General features: G+C 71.6%; 8 protein-coding genes. 5 read left to right on the forward strand and 3 right to left on the reverse strand.

What is annotated here, in order from left to right:
• Positions 1-904: cytochrome P450 (locus SSOG_RS54350; protein WP_208867421.1), on the forward strand; the 904-nt coding region annotated here is incomplete at its 5' end.
• Positions 905-1002: 98 nt separating this feature from the next.
• Here SSOG_RS54350 and SSOG_RS39610 read toward each other — a convergent pair.
• The gene (locus SSOG_RS39610) at positions 1003-2595 is read right to left on the reverse strand and encodes an MFS transporter (RefSeq protein ID WP_208867422.1); all 1593 of its coding nucleotides are present in this window, start codon (positions 2593-2595) and stop codon (positions 1003-1005) included.
• An 86-nt stretch (positions 2596-2681) separates the two neighbouring features.
• Between SSOG_RS39610 and SSOG_RS39615 the strand changes: the two genes are divergently transcribed.
• Complete coding sequence (locus SSOG_RS39615) at positions 2682-3278, forward strand: TetR/AcrR family transcriptional regulator (RefSeq protein WP_009719946.1); 597 nt, start codon at positions 2682-2684, stop codon at positions 3276-3278.
• A gap of 1 nt (position 3279) precedes the next feature.
• Here the strand turns inward: SSOG_RS39615 and SSOG_RS39620 are convergent, their stop codons facing one another.
• On the reverse strand, positions 3280-4797 hold the full coding sequence (locus SSOG_RS39620; protein ID WP_039939787.1) for an AMP-binding protein: 1518 nt from the start codon (positions 4795-4797) through the stop codon (positions 3280-3282).
• Positions 4798-4945: 148 nt separating this feature from the next.
• Between SSOG_RS39620 and SSOG_RS39625 the strand changes: the two genes are divergently transcribed.
• A complete protein-coding gene (locus tag SSOG_RS39625; protein WP_009719948.1) occupies positions 4946-5182 on the forward strand; it encodes an acyl carrier protein in 237 nt (78 codons plus the stop codon).
• 21 nt (positions 5183-5203) lie between these two features.
• Here SSOG_RS39625 and SSOG_RS39630 read toward each other — a convergent pair whose 3' ends face one another.
• Positions 5204-6145, reverse strand: a complete 942-nt coding sequence (locus SSOG_RS39630; RefSeq protein WP_009719949.1) for an ACP S-malonyltransferase — start codon at positions 6143-6145, stop codon at positions 5204-5206.
• 237 nt (positions 6146-6382) lie between these two features.
• Between SSOG_RS39630 and SSOG_RS39635 the strand changes: the two genes are divergently transcribed.
• Together SSOG_RS39635 and SSOG_RS39640 are read left to right on the forward strand one after the other, a co-directional pair.
• Complete coding sequence (locus SSOG_RS39635) at positions 6383-7981, forward strand: AMP-binding protein (protein WP_039939788.1); 1599 nt, start codon at positions 6383-6385, stop codon at positions 7979-7981.
• Between the two features lie 31 nt (positions 7982-8012).
• On the forward strand, positions 8013-10692 hold a 2680-nt coding region (locus SSOG_RS39640; RefSeq protein WP_245606479.1), incomplete at its 3' end, for a type I polyketide synthase.

Raw genomic sequence — 10692 nt, forward strand, 5'->3', positions numbered from 1 at the left:
TTCACCCCCAACAAGATCAAAGAAGATGCAGCCCGCGGTGGAGCGGCTGACGGCCGGACTCATCGACGGACTCATCGAGCGGTCCGACGGCGGGGAGGTGGTCGACCTCGTGGACCTGCTGGCCGTGCCCTTCCCGGTGGCGGTCATCAGCGACATGCTCGGCCTTCCGTACGAGGACGGAAAACACCTCTGGAAGCTGGCCGACGACTGGTCGCACGTGTTCTCCGGCCTCTACACCGAGGAAGACCTGACCCGTGCCGACGCCTCGGCCGAGGAGCTGGCAGCGTACTTCCGCGAGGTGATCAAGGATCGCCGCGCCACCCCGCGCGACGACCTGATGTCCTCGCTCGTCCAGGAGGCCACCAACGGCCGACTGGACGAGGACGAGCTGATGGCACTCATCCTGTTCCTGTTCACCGCGGGCTTCGCGGCCACCACCAACCTCGTCGCGACCGGGGTGCTCGCGCTCCTCGACCACCCCGACGAGCTGAACCGCTGGCGTGCGGACAAGAGCATCACGCCGTCGGCCGTGGAGGAATTACTGCGCCACACCACCCACACCACCGCGGCGAGCCGGGTCACCACCCGGCCGGTCACCATCGGCGGTGCCGAGATACCCGAGGGGGTTCTCGTCCTGACCCTGCTCGCCGCCGCCAACCGCGACCCGGCCCGGTTCCCCGACCCGCACCGCCTGGACCTGACCCGCGACAACGGCGCCCACCTGAGCTTCAGCGCCGGAGCCCACTACTGCTTCGGCGGCAGCCTCGCGCGCATCGAGGGCGCCGAACTCTTCCCGAAGCTGATCGACACCTTCCCGAAGATCGAGCCGGCGGGCACCCCCGAGCGCCGCGCCGTCATGGGCCTCACCGGTTACACCACCCTGCCCGTGACCCTCGGCCGCTGAACGACCACCGGCGCAAGCTGAACGACCCCTGCGAAAAGGGTCCCCGCGCGACCATCGCGCGGGGACCCCTTTCCATGAAGGCAACGGGGCGGCGGCCCTCACTCCGGGCTGGAGGCGGGCGTGGGCTCGGCCTTCGCGGGGGCGGCCGTCGCCGGAGCGGCGTCGGGAGTCGCGACGTGGCGCATGAGCCATGCGGCACCCGCGGCGCCCACCAGCATGACGGCCCCGGCGACCACGGCGCTGATGTTCATGCCGCGGGTGAACGCCTCCCCGGCGACCTGGAGGAGCGGTTCGCTCGCGCGGTCGGGCAGATGCTTGGCCACTTCCGCGGCGCCACCGAGCGAGCCCTCGGCGGCCTCGGCCGCCTCGTGCGGAAGCCCTGACGTCGCGTCGGACACATCGCGGGTGTAGATGGCGGAGCCGATGCTGCCCAGGAGCGCCACACCGAGTGCCCCGCCGAGCTGATTGCTGGTCTCCGGCAGCGCCGAGGCCGCGCCCACGCGCTCCGGTGGCGCCGCGGAGACGATGAGGTCGGCGGTCAGAGGGATCGCCATGCCCACCCCGCCCGAGATGATCGTCGCGCCGATCACCGCGACGGCCAGGCTCGAATCGGCGCGCAACTGTGTCATGACGGCGAATCCGGCCGTGGCGATGACCATGCCGACGCCGATGATGTAGCCGGGGCGGATCGACTTGGCCAGCACAGCGGCCACCGATGTCGTCACGGCCACCGCCAGCGGCGCGGGCAGGGTCCACAATCCGGCTTTCAACGGGGTCAGCCCGTAGACCAGTTGGATCCACTGGGTGGAGAACAGCAGGAAGCCGACCATCGCGAACAGGGCCACCAGGTTGACGCCGATGGACGCGCTGAACCCCCGGTCGCGGAACAGGCTCAGGTCGATCAGCGGGTTGGCGGCCGAGCGCTGGCGGAGGAAGAACAGCACGCCGATGACGCCCCCGGCGGCCGTGATGGCCGCGTACTTCCAGGCGAAGCCGTCGTCGGCGAGTTCCTTGATGCCGTAGATGACGGGGAGCACGGTGCCCAGCGACAGCGCGGCGCCGAGGAGGTCGAAGCGGCCGGGCCGCGGCGCGCGGTACTCCGGCAGGAGCAGCGGGCCCAGCACCAGGATCACGGCCATGACCGGGATGTTGATCAGGAAGACCGAGCCCCACCAGAACTTCTCCAGCAGGAGCCCCGACACGATCGGGCCCAGCGCGGCGCCGCCGGAGAGCCCCGCCGTCCAGATGGCGATCGCGGTACGGCGCTCGGTGGGGTCGTGGAACATGTTGCGGATCAGCGCGAGTGTGGAGGGCGCCAGCACGGCCCCGGCGATGCCCAGGACGGCCCGTGCGGCGATCAGGAGTTCGGCGCTGCCCGCGTAGGCGGCGGCCAGGGACGATGCGCCGAACACCACGGCGCCCAGCATGAGCAGCAGCCGGCGGCCGATGTGGTCGCCGAGGGTGCCCATGGTGATGAGCAGCCCGGCGAGCATGAACGCGTAGATGTCCACGATCCATAACTGCTGCGTGGCGCTCGGTTCCAGGGACGCGCTGAGGAACGGCAGCGCGAAGTACAGGACGGTCATGTCCATCGACATCAGAAGGACCGGGATGACGAGGACGGCGAGGCCGATCCAGTCCTTCCGGCTTGCTCGTTGGGGGCTCGAGGGCTCACTCATCGGGTTACTCATGGCCGCGACTATAGATTTGTGTAAGTTAACTGTCTAGGACGCTTGTCCAAGACATATCTCAGGCCGGTGCGATTAGAATCCTCCGCATGGGACACCGAGAGGACCTGCTGGTCGGGGCGAAGCGCTGCCTGTACGAGAAGGGGTACGCCCGTACCACCGCGCGGGACATCGTCGAGGCGTCCGGCACCAACCTGGCCTCGATCGGCTACCACTACGGCACCAAGGAAGCCCTGCTCAACGCCGCGATCATGGAGGCGCTGGAGGAGTGGGCCCAGGAGCTGAAGCGGGCCGTGGCCGATGTGGGGGACCTGCCCGACGATCCGATCGGGCGGTTCGAGCGGGCCTGGACGCGGGTGATTGAGCTGTTCGAGCGGCACCGCCCGGTGTGGGCCGCCCAGTTCGAGGCGATTTCCCAGATCGAGCATGTGCCCGAGGTCCGCAGCTTCATCGTCGACGCGCAGCAGCAGGCCCAGAAGGGTCTGGTCGAACTCCTGCTGGGCGGCGAGGAGTTGCCCCCGCACACCCGGGCCGCGGTCGGGCAGTTCTACCACGCGCTGCTCAGCGGGGTGATGATGCAATGGGTGATCGACCCCGAGCACGCCTCGACGGGCGCGTCGCTCGCCGAGGCGCTGCGTACGGTCGTGGAGGACGCCCGCCGCTTCGGGTCGGGTATGGCCGTCTGACTTACGGTCGGCCCTCCGACATCGCGGCCGCCTCGCGGGCCAGCAGCCCCCGGTCGACCTTGTGGTTGGCGTTCAGCGGGAACTCCGCCACGTGCCGGAACACCTTGGGCACCATCGGCTCGGGCAGATGCGCGGACAGCTCGCGGCGCAGCGCCACCGGGTGCACACGGTCGCCGGTGTAGTAGAGGACGAGTTCCAGTCCGCCGCCCGGCGCCGGGCGGGTCACGGTGGCGGCGTTCTGTACGCCCGCACACCGCCGTACGACATGGTCCACCTCGGCCAGTTCGACCCGGAAGCCCTGGATCTGCACCTGGGTGTCCAGTCGGCCGAGGTACGCCAGCTCGCCGTCGTCCAGCCGCCGTACCCGGTCGCCCGTCCGGTACCAGCGGCGGCCGTCGCGCTCCAGGAACCGGCCCTCGTTGTCCGCGGGGTCCAGATAGCCGGGGGTCATCTGCGGCCCGGTGACGCACAGTTCGCCTTCGGTCGCCGACTCGGTGTCCCCGTCGAGCAGCAGATGGTCATGGCCGGGGTGCACCGCGCCGATCGGGACGACGCCGTTCACCGCCCGGCTCGGTGAGGTGTCCGGCGACCAGCGGTGGCCGGTGATGGTGACGGTCAGCTCGGTCGGCCCGTAGAGGTTCTCGATCCGCGAGTTGGGCGCGGCGGCCTGCCAAGCGGCGGCGTCGTCGCACAGCAGCGCCTCGCCCGCGAAGAAACTCCACCGCAGCGTGGGCATGGCCCCGGGCGTCAGCCCGCCCATCCGCCGGATGAACGACGTGCCGCTCGGGGTGGAGAACCACACGGTCATCCGCCGCTCGGCGAGGAACCCCGGCAGGTCCCGGTGGGCCGCGGGCGGAATGGCGTGCACCGGGGCCCCGCGGCCCCAGGCGCAGAACAGCTCGAACATCGCGCAGTCGAAGTTGAGGCCCACGTTCTGGCAGAACACATCGCCGGGCCCGAAGTCGTACCGCCCGTCCAGCAGGCTGAAGTAGTGGTCGTTGGCGCCGTGGGTCATCGGCACGCCCTTGGGGCGGCCCGTCGACCCCGAGGTGAACAGGACGTACGCGATGTCGGACGGCCGGACGGCCACCGGCGCGTCCAGCGGGGGAGCGGTGGCGGCCTCGTCCAGGACGGGCAGGTCGTCCCGTTCGGTTTCGGCGAGCGCGGCCCGGCCGATGGGGTCGGCGATGACCGTCGAGACACCCGCGGCGGTGAGCATGCGACGGGTGCGCTCGGCGGGGAACCGCGGATTGAGCGGCACGATGGTGGCGCCCGCGTACAGCGCCGCCAGGATCCCCACGTACGCGGTCAGGCTCTTGTCCGCCAGGACGGCGACGGTGTGCGGCCCCTCGGGGGCCAGGGCGCGCAGCGCACCCGCCCGGCGCAGCGCCAGTTCGTGCATCGCCTCGTACGTCAGGATCTCGTCGTCCACGCGGATCGCGGCGCGCCCGGGCGACAGCGCCAGGCCGCGCAGAAACCGTTCGTGCAGACCGTGTCCGGGGACCGGTGTCTCGATCATTTCCTTCCTCCGGGAAGAGAAAAGGGGTGGATAGGGGTGACGGCCCGCGGGACGCAGGGCTTAGGTTGGCCGCGACGCCGACTATTCGGTAGTCGACTGTTCGGTAAGGGCCGTATTCGGCAAGGGCCGGGAAAACAGGGGAGCGCGCATGTGGGACGAGTCTTTCGGGGAACTGCTCCGCAAACACCTTCCTTTACTGGAATCGGGGGACGAACTCACCCCGGACCTGAGCCTGCGTGACTTCGGCCTCGATTCCATGGGAATGGTCTCGCTGCTGTCCTCGCTGGAGGACATGTACGGGGTCCGTTTCGTCGACGACGCGCTCAACGACGACAACTTCGCCACCCCCGAGACGCTGTGGAACGCCCTGGCGGCCATGCGCTGACCCGCCCTCTACGATTACGGCTTACGCGATCGCGCTGCGCCGGCGCGGTCGCATGGCCGTCTCCGGCCGCACCGCCACCACCTCGAACGCCTCGGTCATGACGTCCACCCGGCCCCACAGCCCGTCCTGCCCGGTGACATGCACCCGCCGGGCACCCAGCCCCTTGAGCGTCTCGACGACGGACGGCCAGCGCACCGTGCGGGTCACCGCGTCCAGCAGCAGCGTCCGCACCCCCGCGCCCGTCCGCACCAGCGACCCGTCGTGGTCGGACACCACGGGGATCTCGGGGTCCCGGAACGGGACGGCCGCGGCGACCTCCGCCTCGATCTCCTCCCGCAGCGCGCCGAACACGGCCGAGTGCATCGGCGGCCGCATGACGTACAGCGGCAGGCCGCCCACCGCCTTGAGCCGCCGCTGGAGCCAGTCCACCATCTCCTCGCGCACCGACAGCATGTGGAAGTCGCGGTCGACGTGGCAGGCCACCTCGTTCCACTCGCCGCGCGCGTCCAGTTCGGCACGGATCTCGGCCAGCTGCTCGGGCGGGACGCGGGCGAACGACTGGGCGACGAGGTCACGGTGCTCGCGCGCGAAGTACGCGTCCACCAAGCGGCCCTGCTCCGCGGTCATCGCCACGGCCTCGGCGAACGGAAGCGCCCCGGCGAACACCGCCGCCGCCGTGCCGCCGAAGCTGGCCCCGGCGCACGCCACCGGCGTCACCTCGTGCTCGGCGACCGCCCATTCGGCCAGCGCCAGACAGGAGACCAGGAAGGCGACCCGGGCCGGTTCGGGGAACGCGCCCTGGTCGCCGCGGGCCTCGGCCTCCCGGTACCGGTCGAGCAGCGAATAGCCCAGGGCCCGGTCCGCCTCGGCGACGAGCCGGCGCGCCACCGGATGGACCGCCAGGAACCGCGCCGAGTCGGCGAACCGCGTCGGGCCGATTCCAGGAAAGACAATCGCCGACATATTCTCGCTCTCCCTTTTGTCACGCTCGTCGCGTATGCATTCTGAAAGCCCAAGGATTCGATGTCATGCAGTTCGATCTATTGTTTCCGGCCAGTCTTGTTGGCCCCCGGTACCGGCATAACCCCTAACGCCCCCTAGTTCAGGGGTGGGTGGGCGAGAGTTCTTGTGGGCCGTAAATGGGCCCTGTTAGAAACAGCCTGGCATTTGCTGAGAAGGCCCGAATCGGAAGGGTGGCGCATGAGCCCGAATGGAGCGCGTCCAGCCCGGGCGCACGCATCGGTGGACAACCTGCGGACCTATCTGCTGGCCGCCGCCCGGAAGGACCCCGACCGGCCCGCCGTGATCCAGGCCGCGGCGGACGGCGGTCTGGAGACGGTCAGCTACGGCGAACTCCAGCACCGCACCGACCGCTGCGCCGAGGCGCTCGACGCGCTCGGCCTCGACGTCGGCGACCGCGTCATCCTGGAGTCCGACACCGAAGCGGACGCCATCGCCACCCTGCTCGCCTGCGCCACGCTGGGGCTGCCGTTCACCCCGGTCAGCCCCGAGACCCCGGACGAACGGCTTCTGACGATCATCGACAGCGCCGAGCCCGCGCTGTACCTCCAGTCGGCGCGCGGACAGCGCACCGGCATCCCTGAGACGGTCGGCACCGCCCGGTTCGGCGCGGACGGACTCACCGTGGAGCGGCCGCCCGCGCCGCGCGTCCGCCGCCGTCGCGTGGTCACGCCCCTCGACACCGCGTACATCACGTTCACCTCGGGCACGACGGGCCGGCCCAAGGGCGTGGTCATGAGCCACCGCGGGGTCATCGCGTTCCTGCGCGGCGCGGAGGCCGCCGAGCTGATCACGTCCGAGGACCGGGTGGCGGGCACCGCGCCGCTCCAGTTCGACTTCGCGCTGTTCGACATCGGGTTCGCCCTCAGCCACGGAGCCGCGCTGGTTCCCGTACCGCGTGACCGGCTCAACTGGCCCCGCCGCTTCCTGTCGTTCCTGCGCGACACCGGGACCACCCAGGTCGACGCCGTCCCCTCGGCGTGGCGACCGGTGCTGCGCCACGAGCCCGACCTGCTGGCCGAGCTGGGCGAGCAGGGCGTACTGCGGCGCATCGCGTTCTCCGGGGAGGACTTCCCCCTGGAGGAACTGCGCGCCCTCCAGGAGCTGTTGCCGAAGGTGCGCTTCACCAACGGCTACGGCGCCACCGAGACGATGGCCGCGTCCATCACCGAGGTGCCCAACCCGCTGCCGCCCGGCACCGAACGCCTGTCGATCGGCTACGCGGTGGCGGGTGCGGAGATGATGCTCATCGGGCCCGACGGCCGTCCCGTGGACGAGCCCGGAGTGCTCGACGAGATCTATCTGCGCAGCCCGTCGCTGTTCTCCGGGTACTGGAACGACCCGGAGGCCACCCGCGCCGTCGTCGTCCCCGACCCCCTCGACCCCAGGTCGGGGCAGCGGGTGTTCAAGACCGGCGACCTGGCCACCATGGGGGCCGATGGCGAGCTGTACTTCCACGGCCGCGCCGACTCCCAGGTGCAGATCCGCGGCAACCGCGTCGAACTGGGCGAGGTGGAGCGCCGTATCGGCCAGTTCACCGGCGTCACCGGCGCGGTCGCGATGCTCCTGCCGCGCGCGGACGGCGACCCGGTGCTGCACGCGTTCGTCACCCGCGCGCCCGGCGGCCCCGCGCCGGACGCCAAGGAAGTGGTCGCGTTCTGCCGTGCCGCGCTACCCGCGTACATGATCCCGCAGGGCGTACACGTGGTGGACGAGTTCCCGCTGACCGTCAACGGCAAGGTCGACCGCGCCGCACTGACCGCCCTCGCGGCGTCCTGACCACCTCGAACACCTCCATGCCTCTTCTTCGTTGCGGAGTATGCACATGACCGAGCAGTCACAGGCCGCGATGCTGGAACTGGTGCTGGCGCAGGCCGCTGCCGTGCTGCGGGCCGCCGACCCCGACGCCTACGGGGACGGGCCCACCGACGTGGCGGCCGACCGCCCGTTCCTGGCGGAGGGCCTGGACTCGCTCGGCCTGGTCCAGCTGCACCGGCGGCTCACCGCCGAACTGGGGGTGGAACTGCCCGTCACCATCGGCTTCGACCACCCGACGCCCGCCGCCCTCGCCCGTCACCTGGTGGCCGTGGTGCACGGCACCGCCGAGCCGGAACACCACCACGAGCCCGCGGCACCCGCCGCGCCCGCGGTGTCCGACGAGCCGATCGCCATCGTGGGGATCGGCTGCCGCTACCCCGGCGGGGTGGCCTCGCCCGAGGACCTGTGGCGGATCCTGGCCGACGGCACCCATGTGCTCACCGACTTCCCCGCCGACCGCGGCTGGGACCTCGACCGGCTCTACGACCCGGACCCGTCCGCCACCGGCACCAGCTATGTGCGGCGCGGCGGATTCCTGCCGGACGCCGCCGACTTCGACGCCGACTTCTTCCAGATCAACCCCAAAGAGGCGCTCGCCATGGACCCCCAGCAGCGGCTGCTGCTGGAGACCTCCTGGGAGGCGCTGGAGCGCGCGGGCATCGACCCGGGGCGGCTGCGCGGCACCTCGTCGGGCGTGTTCATCGGCGTGGAGCCCCACGAGTACGGACCTCGTACCCATGAGGCGCCGGACGGCCTCGACGGCTATGTGCTGGGCGGCAGCCTGCCCAGCGTCGTATCCGGCCGCGTGGCCTACACGCTCGGCCTCGAAGGGCCCACGCTCACCGTCGACACCGCCTGCTCGGGCTCGCTGACCGCCCTCCACCTGGCCGTACGCTCCCTCCAGCGCGGGGAGTGCGGGCTGGCGCTGGCGGGCGGCGTCACCGTCATCTCCAGCCCCGGAACGTTCACCACGTTCAGCCGTCAGCGCGGGCTGGCCCCGGACGGACGGATCAAGGCGTTCGGCGCGGGCGCGGACGGCACCTCCTTCGCCGAGGGCGCGGGCGTGTTCGTCCTGGCCCGCCTCACGGACGCGCTGCGCGACGGACACCCGGTGCTGGCCGTGATCCGCGGCACCGCCATCAACCAGGACGGCGCGAGCAACGGCCTCGCCGCGCCCAACGGCCTCGCCCAGCAGCGCGTCATCCGCCAGGCGCTCGCCGACGCGGGCCTCGCCCCGGGCGAGGTCGACGCGGTCGAGGCACACGGCACCGGCACCACCCTCGGCGACCCCATCGAAGGCCAGGCCCTGGTCGCCGCGTACGGAGCCGGACGCTCGCCCGACCACCCCCTGTGGCTGGGGTCGGTGAAGTCCAACATCGGGCACACGGGAGCCGCGGCGGGGGCCGCCGGGGTCATCAAGATGGTCCAGGCGATGCGGAACCGTACGCTGCCCCGCACCCTGCACGTGGACGAGCCGACCCCGCACGTCGACTGGTCCGACGGCACCGTCCGGCTCCTCACCGAGCCCGTCCCGTGGGACGCCGCGGACACCCCGCGCCGGGCCGGGATCTCCTCGTTCGGCGCGAGCGGCACCAACGCCCACGTCATCATCGAAGAGCCACCGGCCGAAAACACCGAGGCCACCGAGCCCCCCGCGGCCGACCGCCCCGTCCCCGTCGTCCTGTCCGCCCAGGGCGAGGACGCCCTGCGCGCTCAGGCCGCCCGGCTCCTGACGGTCGTGGACGGGACATCGCCGCTGGACCTCGCGTACTCGACGGCCACCACACGTGCCGCGCTGCGCCACCGCGCCACCGTCGTCGCCACCGACCGCGACCAGCTGCGCCGCGCCCTGACCGCCCTCGCCGAGGGCACGACCGCGCCCGGGCTGCTCACCGGAACGACACGGGCGACGGGCCGGACCGCGTTCCTGTTCACCGGGCAGGGCAGCCAGCGCGTCGGCATGGGACGCGAACTGGTCCGGGCCTTCCCGGTGTTCGCGCAGGCACTCCAGGAGGCCGCCGACCACCTCGACCTCCATCTCGACGAACCCCTGGGCGAGGTGCTGTTCGCCGAGCCCGGCTCGCCGCGGGCCGAACTCCTCCACCACACCCGGTACGCGCAGGCCGCGCTCTTCGCCGTCGAGACCGCCCTGTTCCGGCTGCTGGAGTCGTGGGGCGTCACCCCTGGTCTCGTCGCCGGACACTCCATCGGCGAGATCGCCGCCGCACACGCCGCCGGGGTCTTGACGCTGGCGGACGCGGCCCTGCTGGTCGGGGCGCGCGGCACGCTGATGGACGAACTTCCCCGCGGCGGCGCGATGGTGGCCGTCCAGGCGGAAGAGGCGGAGGTGGTCCCGTATCTGACCGAGCGGGTGGGCCTCGCCGCCGTCAACGGCCCGGCCGCTGTGGTGCTGTCCGGCGAGGCCGACGCCGTCCTCGCGGTGGCCGCCCGCTTCGCCGAGCAGGGCCGCAAGACGCGACGGCTGCGCGTGTCGCACGCGTTCCACTCGCCGCTGATGGACCCGATGCTGGACGACTTCCGGCGGGTCGCCGAGACCCTGACGTACGCGCCGCCGCGCATCCCCCTGGTGTCCACCCTGACCGGGGAGGTCGGCACCGCGTTCGACGCCGACCACTGGGTGCGCCATGTGCGCGAGCCGGTGCGGTTCGCGA

The sequence above is a fragment of the Streptomyces himastatinicus ATCC 53653 genome, from assembly GCF_000158915.1.
In the GTDB taxonomy this organism is placed as follows: Bacteria; Actinomycetota; Actinomycetes; order Streptomycetales; family Streptomycetaceae; genus Streptomyces; species Streptomyces himastatinicus.

Coding starts and splice junctions, on each gene's coding strand:
- SSOG_RS39610 (WP_208867422.1), bottom strand. CDS start 2,595: ATGAGTAACCCGATGAGTGAGCCCTCGAGCCCCCAACGAGCAAGCCGG.
- SSOG_RS39615 (WP_009719946.1), top strand. CDS start 2,682: ATGGGACACCGAGAGGACCTGCTGGTCGGGGCGAAGCGCTGCCTGTAC.
- SSOG_RS39620 (WP_039939787.1), bottom strand. CDS start 4,797: ATGATCGAGACACCGGTCCCCGGACACGGTCTGCACGAACGGTTTCTG.
- SSOG_RS39625 (WP_009719948.1), top strand. CDS start 4,946: ATGTGGGACGAGTCTTTCGGGGAACTGCTCCGCAAACACCTTCCTTTA.
- SSOG_RS39630 (WP_009719949.1), bottom strand. CDS start 6,145: ATGTCGGCGATTGTCTTTCCTGGAATCGGCCCGACGCGGTTCGCCGAC.
- SSOG_RS39635 (WP_039939788.1), top strand. CDS start 6,383: ATGAGCCCGAATGGAGCGCGTCCAGCCCGGGCGCACGCATCGGTGGAC.